15 protein-coding genes are annotated in these 20,109 nt (G+C 68.9%); 11 read left to right on the top strand and 4 right to left on the bottom strand.

The genetic code is table 11. From position 1 onward, the window contains the following. The first annotated feature begins 81 nt into the window (after nt 1-81). The gene (locus ACIA58_RS33575) at nt 82-5,817 is read left to right on the top strand and encodes an Ig-like domain-containing protein (protein WP_396407861.1); all 5,736 of its coding nucleotides are present in this window, start codon (nt 82-84) and stop codon (nt 5,815-5,817) included. A 96-nt stretch (nt 5,818-5,913) separates the two neighbouring features. Here the strand turns inward: ACIA58_RS33575 and ACIA58_RS33570 are convergent, their stop codons facing one another. The 3 genes from ACIA58_RS33570 to ACIA58_RS33560 are packed head-to-tail and all read right to left on the bottom strand — an operon-like array spanning nt 5,914 to nt 7,884. Beyond that, nucleotides 5,914-6,432: a GNAT family N-acetyltransferase gene (locus ACIA58_RS33570; RefSeq protein ID WP_396407860.1), complete on the bottom strand. Its 519-nt coding sequence runs from the start codon at nt 6,430-6,432 to the stop codon at nt 5,914-5,916. 40 nt (nt 6,433-6,472) lie between these two features. After that, nucleotides 6,473-7,333: an RNA polymerase sigma-70 factor gene (locus ACIA58_RS33565; protein ID WP_396407859.1), complete on the bottom strand. Its 861-nt coding sequence runs from the start codon at nt 7,331-7,333 to the stop codon at nt 6,473-6,475. Then, nucleotides 7,330-7,884 carry a carboxymuconolactone decarboxylase family protein gene (locus tag ACIA58_RS33560; protein ID WP_396407858.1) on the bottom strand — a complete coding sequence of 185 codons (555 nt, stop codon included), beginning with the start codon at nt 7,882-7,884 and terminating at the stop codon, nt 7,330-7,332. Before ACIA58_RS33560 ends, ACIA58_RS33565 begins: the two co-directional genes overlap by 4 nt. Before the next feature lie 188 nt (nt 7,885-8,072). Here ACIA58_RS33560 and argC point away from each other — a divergent pair, with 188 nt between their 5' ends. From argC to ACIA58_RS33520, 8 genes are all read left to right on the top strand, one after another. After that, a complete protein-coding gene (gene argC / locus ACIA58_RS33555; RefSeq protein WP_396407857.1) occupies nt 8,073-9,104 on the top strand; it encodes an N-acetyl-gamma-glutamyl-phosphate reductase in 1,032 nt (343 codons plus the stop codon). Continuing rightward, entirely contained in the window at nt 9,101-10,303 is a 1,203-nt protein-coding gene (gene argJ / locus ACIA58_RS33550) for a bifunctional glutamate N-acetyltransferase/amino-acid acetyltransferase ArgJ (RefSeq protein WP_396407856.1), read from the top strand. The genes argC and argJ overlap by 4 nt, the downstream gene beginning before the upstream one ends. Next, entirely contained in the window at nt 10,300-11,178 is an 879-nt protein-coding gene (gene argB, locus ACIA58_RS33545) for an acetylglutamate kinase (protein WP_396407855.1), read from the top strand. The genes argJ and argB overlap by 4 nt, the downstream gene beginning before the upstream one ends. Beyond that, nucleotides 11,175-12,374 (top strand): acetylornithine transaminase, encoded by a 1,200-nt coding sequence (locus tag ACIA58_RS33540; RefSeq protein WP_396407854.1) that lies wholly within the window; start codon nt 11,175-11,177, stop codon nt 12,372-12,374. Before argB ends, ACIA58_RS33540 begins: the two co-directional genes overlap by 4 nt. A gap of 2 nt (nt 12,375-12,376) precedes the next feature. Then, nucleotides 12,377-13,309 carry an ornithine carbamoyltransferase gene (argF, locus tag ACIA58_RS33535; protein WP_396408706.1) on the top strand — a complete coding sequence of 311 codons (933 nt, stop codon included), beginning with the start codon at nt 12,377-12,379 and terminating at the stop codon, nt 13,307-13,309. Continuing rightward, the gene (locus ACIA58_RS33530) at nt 13,306-13,848 is read left to right on the top strand and encodes an arginine repressor (RefSeq protein ID WP_396407853.1); all 543 of its coding nucleotides are present in this window, start codon (nt 13,306-13,308) and stop codon (nt 13,846-13,848) included. Before argF ends, ACIA58_RS33530 begins: the two co-directional genes overlap by 4 nt. 15 nt (nt 13,849-13,863) lie before the next feature. Then, on the top strand, nt 13,864-15,279 hold the full coding sequence (argH, locus tag ACIA58_RS33525; RefSeq protein ID WP_396407852.1) for an argininosuccinate lyase: 1,416 nt from the start codon (nt 13,864-13,866) through the stop codon (nt 15,277-15,279). 84 nt (nt 15,280-15,363) lie between these two features. Continuing rightward, nucleotides 15,364-16,035: a DNA-3-methyladenine glycosylase gene (locus tag ACIA58_RS33520; RefSeq protein WP_396407851.1), complete on the top strand. Its 672-nt coding sequence runs from the start codon at nt 15,364-15,366 to the stop codon at nt 16,033-16,035. Here ACIA58_RS33520 and ACIA58_RS33515 read toward each other — a convergent pair. Next, nucleotides 16,032-16,979, bottom strand: a complete 948-nt coding sequence (locus ACIA58_RS33515) for an LLM class flavin-dependent oxidoreductase (RefSeq protein WP_396407850.1) — start codon at nt 16,977-16,979, stop codon at nt 16,032-16,034. The two genes, ACIA58_RS33520 and ACIA58_RS33515, sit on opposite strands and share 4 nt — an antisense overlap. A gap of 109 nt (nt 16,980-17,088) precedes the next feature. On the opposite strand from ACIA58_RS33515, the gene ACIA58_RS33510 reads away from it, so the two are divergent. Continuing rightward, nucleotides 17,089-18,126 carry an App1 family protein gene (locus ACIA58_RS33510; protein WP_396407849.1) on the top strand — a complete coding sequence of 346 codons (1,038 nt, stop codon included), beginning with the start codon at nt 17,089-17,091 and terminating at the stop codon, nt 18,124-18,126. A 60-nt stretch (nt 18,127-18,186) separates the two neighbouring features. After that, a complete protein-coding gene (tyrS, locus tag ACIA58_RS33505; RefSeq protein WP_396407848.1) occupies nt 18,187-19,479 on the top strand; it encodes a tyrosine--tRNA ligase in 1,293 nt (430 codons plus the stop codon). Nucleotides 19,480-20,109 lie beyond the last annotated feature (630 nt).

Raw genomic sequence — 20,109 nt, 5'->3', positions numbered from 1 at the left:
GCAGACCGTTACGTCTACGCAGGTCCGCCCGCCCGCGGCCGATGCACTTCGGCACCCTGATTGCTCGGGAGGGCGGGACACATGCGGGCTACCCGACCGGGGGCCATTCTCCTTGCCACCGGCCTGTTGAGCCTGGGCACAGCCACTGTCACCGCCGACGCCTACGAGGTGCCGGCCACGCCGTTCACCGAAGGCGCGACCGCGGTCATGCCTTCGGGACTGCGCCAGACGATCACGGCGAGCGGCCGGACCGGGCTCGGCGATCCGACCACGGCGGGCTTCCGCGGCATCGGCCCGACCACCTACCAGCCCGCGATCGGCAAGGACGACCCGGCGCAGGACGTCGTGGTGAACACCGGCGACTGCGCGTCCACCGGCGGCTGCGCCGATCGCGGCACGGTGACCATCGCGTTCTCCCAGCCCGTGCGCAACCCGGTCCTGCACCTCGGCGGCATCGGCGGCTCTGCCACGCGGACCGTGAGCGGCAAGCCGACCGCCCAGTCCGAGTTGCACTCGATCCTCAAGCTGACCACGGCCGGACTCAGCCTGACGAAGCTTGGTCAGGGCAACAACCTCGCCGTCACCAGCGACTCGATCACCGCCGCCAACCCCGACGCCGGCCCGAACTGCGTGAACACCAAGTCCCCGGCCGGACTCGACACCTCCGCGACCGCTGCCTGCGGCTCGATCCGGCTGAACGGCATCGTCACCAAGCTCACCTTCGCCGTCACCGCCCAGTTCACCAAGCACCCGAAGCTGCCCGCCATGAACACCACGACCTCCGGCGACGCGTTCTCGATCGTCGCGTCCACCGCCGAGGACTTCGGCGATGCCCCGGCGTCGTTCGGCCCAGCGTGGTCGGTGCTGAGCGACGTACAGCTCGGGAAGGATGTCACCGAGGACAACGCCGACGTAGCGAACGGCACCACCGGGCCGGCCACACCGGATCAGGCCGACGATGGTGTTGTCTTCAAACCGCTTCGCACCAACCAGACGACGTACTCCGCCGACCTGCAGCTCGCCGATGCATCGAAGGCCGGCCGTGCGTGCGCGTGGATCGATCTCAACGGCAACGGCACCTTCGAAGCGGCCGAACGAGCCTGCGCCCCCTTCGCTGCCAAGCAGACGGCCGTCACGCTGAGATGGTCGGAGCTCGCGCCCAAGGCCGGCGCGTCGTACGCGCGAGTGCGGGTCGGCTACAACGAAGGACAGGTCGAGAAGCCGACCGGGGCCGCGGACTCGGGCGAGGTCGAGGACTATCCCTTCGCCATCACGCCGCCGCCCCCGCCGGTCCTGACCGACGACCTCGCGACGGCTGCCTTCAACACGGCGGTCATCGTCCCGGTCCTCGCCAACGACAAGCCCGGAGACCCCTCGACGCCGCTGGCGCCTGCGACGCTGTGCCTGGTCGACGGCGGCAAGTGCGTCGAGATGGTGAACGTGGTCGGTCAGGCGAAGTACGTCGCCGAGCCCGACGGCACGGTCCGCGTCGAGCCGGTGCCCGGGTTCGTCGGCCCGGCCAAGCCAGTCGCCTACCGCGTTGCCGACAGCAACGGCATCACCGCCACCGCCAACCTCACCGTGACCGTGTCGCTCCCGGATCGCCCGGTCGCCGTTGCCGACACCGCGACCACCCCGCAGAACGTGAGTATCTCCCTCAAACCCCTGGCGAACGACAAGACGGCCGCGGGCGTGCAGTTCGTGCCCGGTTCGGTCGTACTGCGCGATCCGGCCGACGCCACCTTCAAGAAGCAGGTGGTGATCGCCGGCGAGGGTGAGTACGTCGTGAAGCCGGACGGTGGCGTGGACTTCGTCCCGCAGCCGCAGTTCACCGGAGTCGGCACGTCGATCGGCTACCGCGTCACCGACACCACCCACCAGACCGCCGAGTCGACGCTCGCGGTGACCGTCTCACCGGTGACGCCGACGGCCAACGGCGACTCGGTCTCGACCGCGTTCGACACCGACGTCGTCGTACCCGTGCTCGACAACGACCTGCCGGGCTCGCCGGACGCACCGCTCGTGCCGACCGCGCTGCGCCTCGTGGACCCGGTCAGCAGGCAACTTGTGGACAAGGTGACGATCGCGCAGCAGGGCACCTATCTGGTCGCTGCCGGCGAGGTGGCGTTCCAGCCGGTGCACGGGTTCAAGGGCGTCGGCACGACGTTGACCTACCAGGTCCTCGACAAGAACGGTACGGCGGCGCGCGCCGAGCTCACCGTCTCGGTCGGCGCTCCCGGTCCGCCGGTGGCCAACCCGGACACGATCACCACTCTCCAGGGCCGGTCGGTGCTGGTCGGCGTACTCGACAACGACAAGCCCGGCCCGACCGGTGCGGCCCTGACGCCGAGCAGCGTGCGGCTGCTCGCGCTGTCCGACGGGGATCCGCTGACGACCCTCGTCGTCACCGGCCAGGGCAAGTACACGGTCAAGCCCGACGGCGAGGTGCTGTTCGAGCCGCTGCCGACGTTCAGTGGCACCGCGACAGCCATCCCCTATCAGGTTGCTGACAGCAACGATGCGGTAGGGCAGTCGACGCTGACCGTGCGGGTGACGAAGGTGCAACCCGATGCGTCCGACGACACCGCGAGTACGGCGTACGACACGGACGCAACCGTGCCGGTGCTGGCGAACGATGACGCGGGCGACCCATCGGTGCCGCTGGTGCCGAGCAGCGTGCGGCTGATCGACCCGAACACGAAGGAACCGAAGGCCACCGTCGTGGTCGCCGGTCAGGCGACGTACACGACCACGCCGGAGGGCAAGGTCGTCGTCGACCCGATGCCCAAGTTCACTGGTGCCGCGGCGCCGATCACCTACCGCGTCTCGGACGTGAACGGTACGACGACCACGGCAACGCTGACCGTCACAGTCGCCAAGCCGCCCGCACCGACCGCCGCGCCTGACACCGCGACCGGCAAGCAGAACCTCCCGCTGCGCATCAAGCCCCTGGACAACGACACGGCCGGCCGTGGGTCCGGGCTGGATCCGCTCAGCCTCACTCTGCTGGATCCGGCGGACGGATCGCTGAAGAAGCTGGTGAAGATCCCGGGACAGGCCGACTACCAGGTCAATCCGGACGGCACGGTCACCGTCGACCCGCTGCCAGGATTCACCGGTACGGTGACCAAGGTGACGTACCGGGTCTCCGACTGGTTCGGTCAGACGGCGCGGTCGACGATGACGGTCACGATCACACCGGTTACCCCGGTTGCGGCCGACGACACCGCGCGGACGCCGTACGGCAAGACGGTGACGGTCAAGGTGCTGGCGAACGACAAGCCGGGCGACCCGTCGGCGCCGCTGGTGCCGGGCAGCCTGCAGCTCGTCGACCCGGCCGACGGGTTGCCGAGGGCAACGGTAACGATCCCGAACGAGGGCGCGTACACGGCGACCGGGGGAGTGGTCCGGTTCGATCCGAGCGCCACGTTCCGTGGTCCGGGTACGCCGTTGACGTACGAGGTGGCCGATAGCAACGGGACCAGGGCGACGGCTCGGCTGACTGTCACAGTCGGCAAACCGCCGGTGGCGATCGCCGACGCTGCCTCCACCCTGCAGAACGTGACCGTGACGGTGAACGTTCTGTCCAACGACGTACCAGGCACCGACGCGACGCTCGACCATGGTTCGGTCGGACTGCTCGACGGGACGGAGTATGTCAAGAAGGTGACGGTTGCCAAGCAGGGGACGTACAGCGTGCTGCCGAGCGGCGCGATCGAGTTCGATCCGTTGCCGGCGTTCCAGGGCAAGGCGGTCGCGATCCAGTACCGGGTCGCGGACTCCGACGGCAACCACGCCGCCACCACGCTGAGCATGGCCGTGACGCCGGTCCGGCCGATCGCCGTCGGCGACTCCGCGATCACGCCGTACGGCCATGCGATCGCGGTGAAGGTGCTCGCGAACGACCAGGCGGGTGATCCGTCGGCGCCGCTCGTCCCGTCGAGTCTGGTGCTCAAGGACGCGGCCGGGCACTACGGCAAGGCGATGACGCGGGCCGGTGAGGGAAGCTATCGCGCCGGCGACGACGGGACGATCACCTTCACGCCGGTGAAGGGGTTCCAGGGCGTGACGACGCCGGCGACGTACCGGATTGCCGACGGCAACGGGACGACCGCGGAAGGTCTGCTGCTGTTGACCGTGGGCAAGGGCCCGACGGCGGTGGCGGATGCTTCAGAGACCAAGCAGAACGTGACGGTGACGGCGGATCCGCTCGCGAACGACGAGCCAGGGACAGGCGCGCAGCTCGATCGGACCAGCGTGCAGGTCTACGGCGGTACATGGAGTAGCAAGGCGGTTGTCCCGGGCCAGGGCGTGTTCACGGTGGCCGCCGGGAAGATCGTGTTCGATCCGGAGCCGGCCTACCGCGGTGTCGTCTCGGTCGGCTATCGGGTCACGGACACCACTGGGAACAAGGCGAGTGCGTCGGTCACGGTGACGGTCGCTCCGGTGACGCCGGTGATCGCGGACGACACCGCGACGACGCCGTACGGGACTGCGGTGACTGTCGACGTACTCGCGAACGACAAGCCTGGTGATGCCAGTGCGCCGTTGGGCGGCGTACGGCTGGTGGATCAGGCGACCGGGGATCCGGTGAGCACGCTGGCGGTGCCGGGGGAGGGGACGTTCACGGTGCAGCCGACCGGCGCGGTCCAGTTCTCACCGGTCGACGGGTTTGCCGGGGTGACGGTCCCGGTCGGGTATCAGGTTGCCGACCGCAACGGGACGCTTGGCGACGGGACGTTGACGATCACGGTGCAGGCTCGGCCGGTCGCAGTGCCGGACGTTGCGCAGACCAAGCAGCACGTTGCGGTGACGGTCGATCCGCTCTCCAATGACAAGCCGGGACCGGGCGCGACGCTCGACCCGGACTCGTTGCTCCTGGTCGGGCCGGCCGGCGCGTTGGTCGATCGGGTGACGGTCGCCGGCCAGGGCACGTACGTCGTTGCCGGCGGCAAGGTCGCCTTCAGTCCGATTGCCTCCTTCACAGGCAGCGCGAGGCCGACGGCGTACGAGGTGAAGGACACGCACCAGAACACGGCCCGCGCGACCATCACCGTCGCGGTCACGCCGGTGCGACCGGTCGTTGTCGACGACAACGCAAAGACGGCCTTCGGTACGGCGGTCGAGGTGAATGTCCTGGGCAACGACAAACCCGGTGACCCGTCCGCTCCGCTCCGCCCGGATTCCGTCGTGGTCCGGGACCCGGTGGACGGCAAGGAGAAGAAGTCCGTGACCGTGCCACACGAAGGTGCTTACGCGGTCGGCGCGGACGGCGCGATCACCTACACGCCGGCCAAGGACTTCATCGGTACGACGCGATCCCTGGCGTACCGCGTGACCGACGCCAACGGCACGTCCGACACCGCGTTGCTCGACGTGACCGTCGCCGGACCGTTGCTCGCCAAGGCAGTGCCGGACACGGCGACCGGCACACCGGGCAACCCGGTCGCGGTGAACCCGCTGCTCAACGACAGCGGCGCGATCAAACCGAGCTCAGTTTGCCTGCGCACTGCCACCGGCACCTGCGCGAAGAGCGTCACCGATGGTGCAGGCACCTGGTCCGTCGCCGACGACGGCACGGTCACCCTCAAACCGGCCGCAGCCTTCACCGGCACCGCGAAAGCGACCTACCAGATCGGCGAAGCCACCGCACCGGTCAAGGTCACCGTCGGCGCCCAGCCCACGGAAGACGTCCGCACAACCAGCGGCGACGAACTCCCACCCACCGGCGGCCCACCCGCGATCGTCCTCACCCTCGGCACGCTCCTCGCAGCCCTGGGCGCCGCCCTCCTCGCCCTCGCCCGGACCCGCCGCTGACGTCGGCAGGTCGACAGGTAGTGCACCGGCGAGACGCCGTACGCGCAGGCTCAGGTGCACTAATCGCCGCCCGACACCTCCTGTCGAGATGCAGATCTAGAGGTCCTGGACCAGCATGAGTTCGTCGCGGTAGTCGTCCGGGGCGACGCGGATCGCGCGGGGGTGGGTGCCGACGACGCGGTACCCGAGCGGGCCGTAGAACTTCTCCAGGCCGAGTCCGTCGCGGATCGTCAGCTGGAGTTGCTCGAGCCCCAGGTCCACCGCCGACCCGCGCAACCCTGCCATCAGCACGCGGCCGGCGCCGTTGCCCTGGTGCTCGGGGTGGACCATCACCCGCAATACGGTGCGCCAATGCGCGTTCAGCGCGCTGCCCGACGTCACGAGTAGGCCCATCCCGACGTACCGCTCGCCGTTGTGGAGCACGCCGAGCAGGTCCAGCCCGGCCGCGACCCGGCCGAGTGCGCCGTCGAGGTTCTCGGCGATCTGCCCGACCGGTGCCGGCGGCGTGTACCCGACCGCGCCGCCCGCGTTCGTGGCCGCGACCCAGGTGTCCAACAGGTCCGCGCGCAAGCCCGGATCGAGTGCCTCGTCCGAGTCGACCAGCAAGTACTTCACCGCACCTCCATCTGCGACTGAGTTGCAGATAGTCTACGGCTCAGTGGATGTGCTCCAGCTTGTCCGGGTTCCGGATCAGGTACAGCTCGTTGATCAGCCCGTCCTCGGTCTTCAGGAATGCGACCGTGTCCGGCACCTCGCCGTCGTACGCGATATAGGCGATCTCACCGTTCAGCGTCCCCATCCGGACCTCGAAGCCCGGGTTCTCCGCGAGCACGGCGAACAGCCAGCGCGCGATCTTGTCCGCGCCCTGGATCGGCCGGAGCGCCGCCTTCTTCTTGCCGCCGCCGTCGCTGACCAGTACGGCGTCCGGCGCGAGCAACGCGACCACCTGGTCGAAGTCGCCGGACCCGGCCGCCTGCATGAACCGCATCGTCACCTCGTCGTGGCGCGCCTTGTCCACGTGGTGCCGCGGCTGTCGCGCGTGGACGTGCTCGCGGGCGCGATGGGCGAGCTGCCGTACGGCGCTCTCGGACCGGCCGAGCGTGTCCGCGATCTCGTCGTACGGCAGGTCGAACACCTCACGCAGTACGAAGGTGGCCCGCTCGAGCGGGGACAGCGTCTCGAGTACGACGAGCATCGCCATGCTGACCGAGTCCGCCAGCTCGACCGCGGCCTCCGGGTCGTCGTCGGTCGCGAGCGGCTCGGGCAGCCACGGCCCGACGTACTGCTCCCGCCGGGCCTTCTGCTCGCGCAGCCGGTTGAGGGCCAGCCGAGTGGTGATGCGGATCAGGTACGCGCGGGTGTCGCGCACCTCGTCGTGGTCGACCCCGGTCCAGCGCAGCCACGCCTCCTGGACCACGTCCTCCGCGTCGCTCACGCTCCCGACCACCCGGTACGCCGCCCCGATCAGGACGGACCGGTGTTCGGCGAACTCGCGGGCGAGTTGGTCTTCGGTCATCTGACCGGCCTCAGCTCGCAAGTCTCCTTGAAGCCCTGGCTGGTCAGGCCGAGGGCGGCGTTCGTCCGCGAGCGGTAGTTCTCCAGCGAGATGACCGAGGTGAGCTCGACCAGTTGCTCCTCGCTGAGGTCCGCGCGCAACCGCTCGACCTGCTCATCGGTGACCTCCGGCGGGGTCGCCGTCATCGCCTCGGCGTAGTCCATCACCGCGCGCTCCAGATCCGAGTAGACGTCGCTGTCCCGCCACCTTGGCACATCCCGCAGCTTGGCCTGCTCGACACCCTGGTGATGGAACTCCCAGTAGCCGAAATCCATGCACCAACTGCACCCGATCTCCCCCGAGGTCACCATCACCGCGAGGGCCTTCAGCCCCGGCTCCACCGTGTTCCAGCGAGCCGCGGACCCCTCCAGCATCAGCATCGACACCAGCACCCGCCGGTTGTGCAACGCCGCCTTCCCGGGATCCAGTACCTCTCCGTACTTCCGCCGGCTGCCCCACTCCGCCAGCCGGACGAACCATCCCCGCCGATGCTCCAACCCGATCCGCGCCATCTCGCCCTCCAGAATCCGTCGTCACTCCCCAAGACACGCGCCACCACACCCCGCGTGACATGACCCGCGTCACAACCCGAGACCGGCTCCCTCTCTCCCCCGCCCCGAGCGGAGCGAGGGGCGGGGCTCTTTCATCCACACCGCGAACTCGGTTGGATATTCATCCGGTTAATGGCATACTCATTCACATGAGTGTGAAGGTTGCGGTGGCCGGTGCCAGTGGGTACGCGGGCGGCGAGCTGCTCCGGCTGCTGAGCAGCCACCCCGAGGTGGAGATCGGCGCCCTGACCGCAGGCGGGAACGCCGGTACGGCGCTCGGCGTGCACCACCCGCACCTCGTGCCGCTGGCCGGGCGCATCCTGGTCGAGACCACGGCGGAGAGTCTCGCCGGTCACGACGTGGTGTTCCTGGCCCTGCCGCACGGACAGTCCGCCGGAATCGCCGAGCAGCTCGGCGAGGACGTCACCGTGATCGACTGCGGCGCGGACTTCCGGCTGACCGAGGCCGAGGCGTGGATCGAGTTCTACGGCGGCGAGCACGCCGGCTCGTGGCCGTACGGGCTTCCGGAGCTCCCCGGTCAGCGGGACAAGCTCCGCGGGTCGCACCGAGTCGCCGTGCCGGGTTGTTACCCGACTGTCTCCACGCTCGCCCTGCTTCCCGCCGTGCAGCACGGTCTCGTCGACTCCACCCAGTTGGTGGTGGTCGCAGTCAGCGGTACGTCGGGCGCGGGCAAGGCACCGAAGGCGCATCTGCTCGGCGCCGAGGTGATGGGCTCCGCGTCGGCGTACGGCGTCGGCGGGGTGCACCGGCACACGCCGGAGATCGAGCAGAACCTCACGCCGTACGCCGATCAGCCGGTGAGCGTCTCGTTCACGCCGGTGCTCGTGCCGATGGCCCGCGGCATCCTCGCCACCTGCAGCGCACCGCTTGCCGATGGCACCGACCTGGCCGCGCTCCGGCAGGCCTATGACGATGCCTACCGCAACGAGCCGTTCGTGCACGTGCTGCCCGAGGGGCAGTGGCCGCAGACGCAGGCCACCCTCGGCGCGAACACCGTGCAGATCCAGATCGCCCTCGACCAGCGCACCGGCCGCGCCGTCGTCGTGGCCGCGATGGACAACCTCACCAAGGGCACCGCCGGCGGAGCCGTGCAGTGCATGAACCTGGCCATCGGTCTCGACGAGACCACGGCCCTGCCCCTCGTAGGAGTAGCACCGTGACCCTTGCCGTCACTCCCGCCACCCAAGTCGATCGGAGCGCCGGAGTGACCGCGCCGGCCGGCTTCCGCGCGGCCGGGGTGATCGCCGGGATCAAACCAGCCGGTACGCCGGACCTCACCGTCGTGGTCAACGACGGCCCGCACGACGTCGCCGCCGGCGTCTTCACCACGAACAAGGTGAAGGCCGCGCCGGTGCTCTGGTCGCAGCAGGTGCTGACCGCCGGTGCGTTGAAGGCCGTCGTACTGAACTCCGGCGGCGCGAACGCGTGCACCGGCCCGGAAGGTTTCCAGGACACGCACAAGACCGCGGAGAAGCTGGCCGACGTGCTCGGCGTCGGCGCTGCGCAAATCGGTGTGTGCTCGACCGGACTGATCGGCGAACGCCTCCCGATGGACAAGCTGATTCCCGGCATCGAGACCGCGGTCGGCGCCCTGGGCGCGACGACCGGGCACGACCTGTCCGCCGCGACCGCCGTGATGACGACCGACAACGTGCCGAAGCTCGGCGTACTGCGGCATCCGGACGGCTGGAGCATCGGCGGGTTCGCGAAGGGCGCCGGGATGTGCGCGCCGAACATGGCGACGATGCTCAGCGTCATCACCACCGACGCCGCACTCGACCAGCCGCACCTCGACCACGCCCTGCGGAACGCGGTCGCCAAGACGTTCAACCGGCTCGACGTCGACGGGGGAACGTCGACCAACGACACGGTGCTCCTGCTCAGCTCGGGCGCATCCGGTGTGAGCGTCACGCCCGAGGCCTTCGAGGCCGCCCTGACCGTGCTGGCTGCTGACCTGGTGAAGCAGTTGCAGGCCGACGCCGAGGGTGTCACGAAGCACATCAGCATCACCGTGCAGGGCGCCGCGACCGAGGCCGAGGCGCTGGCCGCCGCGAAGATCGTTGCCGAGGACAACCTCTGCAAGACGGCGTTCTTCGCCTCCGACCCGAACTGGGGCCGGATCGCGATGGCGGTCGGCAACGCGCCCACCGCGTTCGACCCGTCGCTGCTCGACATCACCCTGAACGGGGCCGCCATCTGTGTCGCCGGCGGCAAGGGCGTCGACCGCTCCGAGGCGGACCTCAGCGGCCTCGAGATCGACGTGCTGATCGACCTGCACGCCGGCCCGGCGTCCGCGACCGTGCTGACCACCGACCTGTCCCACGCCTACGTCGAAGAGAACTCGGCTTACTCGTCATGAACAGTCACGCCGACGCGGTCGAGAAGGCCGCCGTACTGACCGAAGCCTTGCCTTGGCTGAAGGAGTTCCACGGCAAGACGGTCGTCGTGAAGTACGGCGGGAACGCCATGGTCGACGACAAGCTCAAGCAGGCGTTCGCGTCCGACATCGTCTTCCTCCGGTACGCCGGGGTGCGGGTCGTCGTCGTCCACGGCGGCGGGCCGCAGATCAGCGACATGCTCGGGCGGCTCGGCATCGACAGCGAGTTCCGCGGCGGCCTGCGGGTCACCACGCCGGAGGCGATGGATGTCGTCGGCATGGTCCTGGTCGGCAAGGTCGGCCGCGAGCTGGTCGGTCTGCTGAACGCCCACGGCCCGTTCGCGGTCGGCATGTCCGGTGAGGACGCGGGCCTGTTCACCGCCGAACGCCGTACGGCGCTCGTCGACGGCGAATCTGTCGACATCGGCCTGGTCGGCGATGTCGTCGACGTCCGGCCGGAGGCGGTGATCGACCTGATCGACGCCGGCCGGATCCCGGTGGTGTCGACGATCGCGCCGGACGAGGACGGCCAGGCGCACAACGTCAACGCCGACACAGCGGCCGCCGCGCTCGCGGTCGCGCTCGGCGCGGAGAAGCTCGTCGTGCTCACCGATGTCGCCGGGCTCTACCGGAACTGGCCGGACAGCGACGAGATCATCACGCAGATCGACGCGGCCGAGCTGGCCGAGTTGCTGCCGTCGCTCGCGTCCGGCATGGTGCCGAAGATGGAAGCCTGCCTGCGCGCGGTCCAGTCGGGCGTGTCCCGCGCGACCGTGATCGACGGCCGTGTCCCGCACTCGCTGCTGCTCGAGATCTTCACCGACGCCGGAAGTGGAACCCAGGTGATTCCCTCATGACCGACCTTGTCACTGTCGACGGCTCGCAGGCGGCCCTGACCGAGCGCTACAGCGGCGCGCTGATGAACACCTTCGGCGCTCCGAAGCGCGTGCTCGTCCGCGGCGAGGGCGCGTACCTGTGGGATGCCGACGGCAACAAGTACCTCGACCTGCTCGGCGGGCTCGCGGTGAACTGCCTCGGTCACGCGCACCCGTTCGTGGTGTCCGCGGTGACGTCGCAGCTGGCCACCCTCGGGCACGTCTCGAACTTCTTCGCCTCCGCGCCGCAGATCGCGCTGGCCGAGAAACTGCTCGGTCTCTTCGATGCCCCGGGCAAGGTGTTCTTCACGAACTCCGGCACCGAGGCGAACGAGGCGGCGTTCAAGATCACCCGGCGGACCGGCCGCACCAAGATCATCTCGACCGTCGGCGCGTTCCACGGGCGATCCATGGGCGCGCTCGCGGTGACCTGGAAGCCCGCGTACCGCGAGACGTTCGCGCCGCTGCCCGGCGACGTGGAGTTCGTCCCGTACGGCGACGCCGATGCGCTGGCGGCAGCCGTCGACGACGAGACGGCGGCCGTCGTGCTCGAGCCGATCCAGGGCGAGAACGGCGTCGTCGTACCGCCGGCCGGATACCTGCAGGCGGCGCGCCGGATCACGGCGGAGCACGGCGCGCTGCTGTGGCTCGACGAGATCCAGACCGGGATCGGCCGGACCGGGACGTGGTTCGCCTTCGAGCCCGAGGGCATCACGCCGGACATCGTGACGGTGGCGAAGGGGCTCGGCGCGGGGATCCCGATCGGTGCGTGCATCGGTCTGGGCGCGGCCGCGGACCTGCTGCAGCCGGGCAACCACGGTACGACGTTCGGCGGCAACCCGGTCGCGGCGATCGCCGGCCTGGCGGTGCTGACCGTGATCGAGCGGGACGGCCTGCTCGACCAGGTGAATGCCGTCGGCAACCACCTCGCGTCGTCGATGATCGCGCTCGACCATCCGTTGATCGCCGGCGTCCGCGGCCGCGGGATGCTGCTGGCGATCGAGTTGACCCAGCCGGTGTCGGACCAGGTCGCGGCGCTGGCTTTGGAGGCCGGGTTCGTGATCAACAATCCGATTCCGAACGCGTTGCGGCTGGCGCCGCCGTACATCCTGAGCAAGGCTGACGTGGACAGTTTCGTCGCGGCCCTTCCCGGGCTGCTCGACCAGGTGGAGGCGTGACGGTGCCCAGGCATTTCCTTCGTGACGACGACCTCTCACCGGTCGAGCAGGACGAAGTCCTGACGCTGGCCGCGCAGCTGGCGGGGGACCGGCACGGGCACAAGCCGCTGAGCGGGCCGAAGACGGTGGCGGTGATCTTCGACAAGACCTCGACCCGGACCCGCATATCGTTCGCGGTCGGGATCTCCGAGCTCGGCGGCGTACCGCTGATCATCGACGCGCAGACCTCGCAGCTGGGCCGCGGCGAACCGATCGCGGACACGGCCAAGGTGCTGGACCGGCAGGTCGCGGCGATCGTCTGGCGCACGTTCGGCCAATCGCGCATCGAGGAGATGGCGGCGGCGTCGTCGGTGCCGGTCATCAACGCATTGACCGACGAGTTCCACCCGTGCCAGATCCTGGCCGACCTGCAGACGGTGCGGCAGCACAAGGGCTCGACGGCAGGGTTGAAGCTGGTCTATCTGGGCGACGGCGCGAACAACATGGCGCACTCGTACCTGCTCGGCGGCGCGACCGCCGGCATGCACGTCGTCGTCGGGTCGCCCGCGGAGTACCAGCCGGATCCCGCGATCCTGGCGCGCGCCGGTGAGATCGCCGCGTCGACCGGGGGATCGGTGGCGTGGACGTCGGATGCGATCGCGGCGGCCGACGGAGCGGATGTGCTCGCCACCGACACGTGGGTGTCGATGGGGCAGGAGGACGAGGCCGCGTCGCGCGAGGCGCCGTTCGTGCCGTACGCCGTGACCGAGCAGTTGCTCTCCAAGGCCAAGCCGGATGCGATCGTGCTGCACTGCCTGCCCGCGTACCGTGGCAAGGAGATCGAGGCGGCCGTGATCGACGGCCCGCAGTCGGTCGTCTGGGACGAAGCCGAGAACCGGCTGCACGCGCAGAAGGCGCTGCTGTCGTGGCTGCTGGCAAGGAGTTTCGGGGCATGAGCGTCGCCGTACCGACTACGAAGACTGCGCGTCAGCAACGGATCGTCGATCTGCTCGGGCGGCAGCCGGTGCGGTCGCAGACCGAGCTGGCTGATCTGCTCGCTGCGTCCGGCCTCGTTGTCGGGCAGGCGACGCTGTCGCGGGACCTGGTCGAGATCGGTGCGGTGAAGGTTCGCGATTCGTCCGGCCTGCTCGTGTACGCCGTACCGGGTGAAGGCGGTGACCGTACGCCGCGAGCCGGTGAGGCCGCTGCCTTCGAGGCGCGCCTGGCCCGAGTGGCGTCCGAGCTGCTGGTGTCGGCCGAGGGCAGCGCCAACCTGGTGATCCTGCGAACCCCGCCGGGGGCGGCTCAGTACTTCGCGTCGGCGATCGACCACGTGGGACTGGACGACGTCCTCGGCACCATCGCCGGCGACGACACCGTGATGGTCGTGTCGCGCAACCCGGTCGGCGGCGAGGCTCTCGCCGCCCGCTTCCTCAGCCTCGCCCAGCGGGCCGAGGGCCGGGCCGAGCGATTGAAAGACCTGACCGATGACTGATTTGAGGACGTGTTCGTGAGTTCAGGAGAAAGCGCCGCTCTGTGGGGTGGGCGGTTCGCGGGTGGCCCGGCCGATGCGCTGGCGGCGCTGAGCAAGTCGACGGATTTCGACTGGCGACTGGCGCCGTACGACATCGCCGGGTCGAAGGCGCACGCCAAGGTGCTGCACCGCGCGGGCCTGCTGACCGACGAGGACCTGGCCGCGATGCTTGCCGGTCTCGACGGGCTGCTCGAGGACGTGCTGTCCGGGAAGTTCCTGCCGGCTGAGGCTGACGAAGACGTGCACACCGCGCTGGAGCACGGCTTGCTCGACCGGCTCGGCGCCGAGCTGGGTGGTCGGCTGCGCGCCGGGCGCTCGCGGAACGACCAGGTCGCGACGCTGTTCAAGAGCTACCTGCGGGAGCACGGCCGGATCGTCGGCCGGCAGGTGCTGGAGCAGATCAACGCTTTGGCTGATCAGGCCTCGCAGCATCTGGGTGTGGCGATGCCCGGCCGGACGCACCTGCAGCACGCGCAGCCGGTCCTGCTGTCACATCATCTGCTCGCGCACGCCTGGCCGTTGATCCGGGACCTCGATCGGCTGGCCGACTGGGACGCGCGCGTCGCCGCGGATTCGCCGTACGGCTCGGGTGCGTTGGCCGGGAGCTCGCTGGGCCTGGACCCGGTGTTCGTCGCTCGGGAGCTGGGGTTCACGAACTCGTCGGCGAACTCGATCGACGGGACCTCGTCGCGGGACTTCGTCGCGGAGTTCGCGTTCATCACCGCGCAGATCGGCGTCGACCTGTCCCGCCAGGCCGAGGAGGTGATCATCTGGGCGACGAAGGAGTTCGGTTTCGTCGAGCTGGACGACGCGTTCTCGACCGGGTCGAGCATCATGCCGCAGAAGAAGAACCCGGACATCGCCGAGCTCGCCCGCGGCAAGGCCGGCCGCCTGATCGGCAACCTGAGCGGGCTGCTGGCGACGCTGAAGGCGCAGCCGCTGGCCTACAACCGGGACCTGCAGGAGGACAAGGAGCCGGTCTTCGACTCGATCGACACGCTCGAGGTGCTGCTGCCCGCGTTCACCGGGATGATCCGGACGCTCCGGTTCAACACCGCCCGGTTGGAGGAGCTGGCACCGCAGGGCTTCTCCCTGGCGACCGACATCGCCGAGTGGCTGGTCCGGCAGAAGGTGCCGTTCCGCGTCGCGCACGAGCTGGCCGGCGCCTGCGTCCAAGCCTGCGAGAAACGCGGCATCGAGCTCTGGGATCTGTCCGACGAGGACCTCGCCGCCATCTCGCCCCACCTCACCCCCGAGGTCCGCACGGTCCTCACCGTCGAAGGCTCCCTCAACTCCCGCAACACCCGGGGCGGCACAGCCCAACCCCAGGTAGAGGCCCAGCTGAACGAACTCCGCACCCGCCTCACCGAACACAGCACCCGCCTCGCCTAACCATCCCGCCCGGGCCTACAGCAACCCTGCCGGGCGAGCCGGCCGGAGGACCGGCTTGCGCGGCGGTCGCTTAAGGTGCTGCGCATGCGTCGGTCGTTTCTTGAAGGTCCTGTGCTGGAAGTGGCGCCGAAGCTGCTCGGCATGCTGGTCAGCAGCACGACCGACGAGGGCACCGTCGTCGCGCGTCTCACCGAGGTCGAGGCGTACGACGGCCCGAACGACCCGGGCTCGCACGCCTACCGCGGTGAAACCGCCCGCAACGCCGTCATGTTCGGACCGCCGGGCTTCCTGTACGTGTACTTCACCTACGGCATGCACTACTGCATGAACGTCGTCGTCGGCCCATCCGGCAAACCGTCGGCCGTCCTCCTCCGCGCCGGCGAGATCGTCGAAGGCGTCGAACTGGCCCGCGCCCGCCGCGGCCAGCCGGCCGTCGAGAAGGGCGCCTTCAATCAAGCCGGCGTCAGGCAGGGCCCGGTGATCAAGCGCCCCAAGGTCAACCCCGACCGCGATCTCGCCCGCGGCCCGGCCCGCCTCTGTGTTGCCCTCGGCATCGGACGCGAAGGCAACGGCACCGACCTGTTCGCCAAGGACTCACCGATCCAGCTGGTCGCCGGCCCCGGCTTCGACGGCGAACCGTCCACCGGACCGCGGGTCGGCCTCCGCGACGCGGCCGACCGGGCTTGGCGTTTCTGGATCCCGAACGACCCGACCGTCTCGCCGTACCGCCCGCACGTCCCGAAGCGCCGGGCCTAACCCTTCGCCAGCTCGAGCACATAGTCGAGCTGCGGAAGTCCGTGCTCGACCTCCGGGTCCGGGAACAGCCCCACGTGGTGCACACCCGCGGCCTCCAGCGCGTCCACATGCGCAGCCGCGTCGTCGAGCGTCCCGATCGCACCGATCTGCGTCCACCAGTCCGTCGGCATCCCCACCAGCCCCTCGACGCCGGACTGGTCGAACAGCTTCTTCATGTCGTCGAAGAACGGCAGCGCGGTCACGCCCGGATGGCTGTCGCCGATCCGCCAGCCGAGCCACGGCGCAGTCCATTCGTACGCCGTCTTCCGGTCGTCCCGAACGCACATCGCGGCGAACACCGCGACCACGAACCCCTCGGGCGATCCGGCGTACTCCACCGACTGACGCACGTACGCCGGGGTCGCCGGCTCCGCGAGCACGACACCACCCGCGACGCGGCCGGCCAGCGCCATCGACTTCGGGCCCATCACGCCGAGCAGGATCGGTGGTGGGGTGACCGGCGGCGCGTCCAGCTTCACGTCCTTCAGGTACACCGCCTTGCCCTCGAAGCTGACCTCCTCACCGGCGAGCAACCGGGTGACCGTCGTAGTGACTTCCTCGAGAGTTGTCAGCGGCGACTTCGGCCGGACGCCCATCTGCTTCATCCACGACTGCACGCCATGGCCGATCCCGGGCAGGAACCTCCCCGGCCCGAGCGCCTCCAGCGTCGCGAACTCCATCGCGGTGACCGCCGCCGTGCGAGCCACCGCCGGCGCGATGCCGAGCCCGACCTTCAGCCGCTCGGTCGACGTCAGTGCGGCCGAGACCAGCGACGGACCGGCCGTGTAGAAGCAGTCCTCGATGATCCACAGCTCGTCCGCGCCACCACGGTCGAGGCGCCGGGCCACGTCGGTGACCAGGGCGGCCGGGAAGGTACGCGGGAAGCACATTCCGATAGCGGTCATGGGGAGAACCTAGGAGACGGCGCCGACAGTTCGTGAACTGCGGGTCAAAGCTTGTCGCCGCGCGCGAGGCAGGACGACTAGGGGACCGTGCTCCGGGTAGGTTTCTGGTATGGCCCGTCCGCACTACGCGTCCCGTCTCGAGGACTGGTTCAACGTCGGGGTGCAGGCCGTGTTGCGGCGTCGTGGCTGGCAGGAGCGGATCATCCCGCAGGTCGGCTACGGCAACACCGAGTTCGTCCGGGTGCTGGCCCGGGTAGTACTGGGCCGCGACCCCCGCAACCAGCCGCGGTACGACGAGGACCAGATAATGCGCGGCTGGCGGGTGTTCGTCACCGCGCCGGCGACCAAGGTCCTGGTGTCGGTCACCATCAACGGGCGGACGTACGACGCTGTCACCGACCGCGGCGGGTTCATCGACCTGACCGTTCCGGAGGTGCTGCCGGCGGGGTGGCACGAGATCAGGCTCGGCGTCCACGGCGAGCGGCAGGCCCGGGCGCGGATCTTCGTACCGGATCCGGACGCGAGGTTCGGACTCGTCAGCGACATCGACGACACGGTCATCCTGACGATGCTGCCGCGTCCGATGATCGCGGCCTGGAATACGTTCGTCCGCGACGAGCAGGCGCGCCGCGTCGTACCAGGAATGGCAGGGCTGTACGACGAACTGCTGGCCGACCACCCCGGTGCGCCGATGTTCTACCTGTCGACCGGAGCGTGGAACACCGCTCCGACGCTGACCCGCTTCTTCGCCCGGCACGGGTACCCGCCAGGCCCGTTGCTGATGACGGACTGGGGACCGACGAACACGGGCTGGTTCCGCAGCGGTCAGGAGCACAAGCGGACCGCGCTACGCCGGCTGGCTCGTGAGTTCCCCAACGTGCGCTGGGTGCTGATCGGCGACGACGGCCAGCACGACCCCCAGCTGTACGGCGACTTCGCGCAGACGCATCCGGACCATGTGCTCGCCATCGGCATCCGCCAGCTCACTCCGGCCGAGCAGGTGCTGTCACACGGTCTGCCCGTACCGAACCAGGACCCGGGTGCTCACGATCCGCACCGGCCGACCGCGGTCACGGTCCAGGGGCCGGACGGACATGCGCTGCGTCCGCAGCTCCGTGCTGTGCTGACACGTCCGGAACCCACCTGAGCGTCCGTCGGCCCGCGTACAGGACACTAGAGGTGACCGACGTACGCGAGGAGAGACCAAGTGACCGAACGCCGCACCCAGGTACTGGACGACCTGGAGAGCCGTGGCCTGATTGCCCACTCCACCGATCCGGACGCGCTTCGGGCCTCGATGGCAGCGGGACCGATCACCTCCTATGTCGGCTTCGACCCCACCGCGCCCAGTCTGCACATGGGCAACCTGCTGCAGTTGCTCACGCTGCGGCGACTCCAGCTGGCCGGCCACAACCCGATCGGGCTCGTCGGTGGCGCCACCGGACTGATCGGTGACCCCAAGGAGACGTCGGAGCGGGTGCTGAACCCGAAGGACGTCGTCCACGAGTGGGTCGAGAAGGTCCGCGCCCAGGTGGAGAAGTTCGTCGACTTCGACGAGTCGCTGCCGAACCCGGCCCGCATGGTCAACAACTACGACTGGACCAAGGACCTGAACACCCTGGACTTCCTCCGCGACATTGGGAAGCACTTCCCAGTGAACCGGATGCTCGGCCGGGAGGTGGTGAAGGCCCGGCTGGAGCAGGGGATCAGCTACACCGAGTTCAGCTACGTGCTGCTGCAGTCGCTGGACTTCCTGGAGCTCTACCGGCGGCACAACTGCACTCTGCAGACCGGCGGCAGTGACCAGTGGGGGAACCTGACGGCCGGCGTCGAGCTGATCCGCCGCAGCGAGTCAGGCAAGGCGCACGCGTTGGCCACCCCGTTGGTGACCAAGGCCGACGGGACCAAGTTCGGGAAGACCGAGTCCGGGACAGTGTGGCTGGACCGGGAGCTGACGTCGCCGTACGCGTTCTACCAGTTCTGGTTCAACAGCGATGACCGCGACGTGATGCAGCTGGTGCAGTTCTACACGTTCCGTACGCCGGAGGAGACGGCTGCACTCGAGCAGGCGACTGCGGAGCGCCCACAGGCCCGCGAGGCGCAACGGGTGCTCGCGGAGGACGTGACGACGCTGGTGCACGGCGCTGACGAGACCAGACGAGTGCAAGAGGCGTCGAAGGCGCTGTTCGGCCAGGGGGAGTTGGCGTCGCTCGACGGCTCCACGCTGGTCGCTGCACTACGGGAAGCACCCCATGTGGAGCTGGGCGCCGGTGAACCGATGCCGACGTACGGCGACCTCCTGGTGAAGTCCGGTCTGGTGGCCAGCAAGTCGGCTGCGCGGCGGACGGTGGCCGAAGGCGGCGGGTACCTGAACAACGAGAAGGTGAAGGACGCGGAGTACGTGCCTGGCACGGACGACTTGTTGCCGGGTGGAGTCCTGGTGCTGCGACGAGGGAAGCGTTCATTTGCAGGGGTTCTGGCCTCGCCGGCGCGGGACTGACGGTTGACGTGCAGTCGCTGAGCAGTCGGTGTGTGGGGGTGGTCTCCACTCCCACATCCGGGTTGCCGAAGGCAAATTACAGGCCTGTGATTCAGCACACCGGGAACCGATTTGACCGGCTACCTGCGGGCCACGTAATGTTCTTCTTGTTGGAGCGAGGCGCGGGACGCGAAAGCGGCCGGTCGCTCCGAACCCCCCAAGGCTAGCTGAGCCGAACCGTGTCGTCTGACCCGGGGCGGTAGCTTGGATGCGGGTGGAAGATCAGAAAAATTGGGTCTTGACTCGGTGGATCTGATCCGGTAAAGTAACGCAGGTTGCCCCGGGAGCCTGGCCGAAAGGTCAAGCTGCGGTGTGCGTCCGATTCTTGAGAACTCAACAGCGTGCCGAAAGTCAATGCCGAAAGATGCATTAACCCCGTGCATGGGCTTCGGATGATCTGCTGCCAGGGCCTTTTTGGAAGGTTTTGGTGGGTGGTTGTTTGTTGTCTGTGTTCGGATTCCTTTGAAATTTATACGGATGACAAGCCAGTAATTGGTTGTTTCTGATTCAAAGGATCGCTTTTCCGATTGTCGGCTCACCGGTTTTGCCGGTTTGTCATAGTTTTCAACGGAGAGTTTGATCCTGGCTCAG

Source organism: Kribbella sp. NPDC051586, assembly GCF_044453965.1.
GTDB lineage: Bacteria > Actinomycetota > Actinomycetes > Propionibacteriales > Kribbellaceae > Kribbella.
This window is presented reverse-complemented; position numbering and strand designations above follow the sequence as displayed.

Bases quoted from the DNA above. Each gene is read 5' to 3' on its own strand.
- ACIA58_RS33575 (WP_396407861.1), top strand. From the start codon at position 82: ATGCGGGCTACCCGACCGGGGGCCATTCTCCTTGCCACCGGCCTGTTG.
- ACIA58_RS33565 (WP_396407859.1), bottom strand. From the start codon at position 7,333: ATGACCGAAGACCAACTCGCCCGCGAGTTCGCCGAACACCGGTCCGTC.
- ACIA58_RS33560 (WP_396407858.1), bottom strand. From the start codon at position 7,884: ATGGCGCGGATCGGGTTGGAGCATCGGCGGGGATGGTTCGTCCGGCTG.
- argC (WP_396407857.1), top strand. From the start codon at position 8,073: ATGAGTGTGAAGGTTGCGGTGGCCGGTGCCAGTGGGTACGCGGGCGGC.
- argB (WP_396407855.1), top strand. From the start codon at position 10,300: ATGAACAGTCACGCCGACGCGGTCGAGAAGGCCGCCGTACTGACCGAA.
- ACIA58_RS33540 (WP_396407854.1), top strand. From the start codon at position 11,175: ATGACCGACCTTGTCACTGTCGACGGCTCGCAGGCGGCCCTGACCGAG.
- ACIA58_RS33530 (WP_396407853.1), top strand. From the start codon at position 13,306: ATGAGCGTCGCCGTACCGACTACGAAGACTGCGCGTCAGCAACGGATC.
- ACIA58_RS33520 (WP_396407851.1), top strand. From the start codon at position 15,364: ATGCGTCGGTCGTTTCTTGAAGGTCCTGTGCTGGAAGTGGCGCCGAAG.
- ACIA58_RS33515 (WP_396407850.1), bottom strand. From the start codon at position 16,979: ATGACCGCTATCGGAATGTGCTTCCCGCGTACCTTCCCGGCCGCCCTG.
- ACIA58_RS33510 (WP_396407849.1), top strand. From the start codon at position 17,089: ATGGCCCGTCCGCACTACGCGTCCCGTCTCGAGGACTGGTTCAACGTC.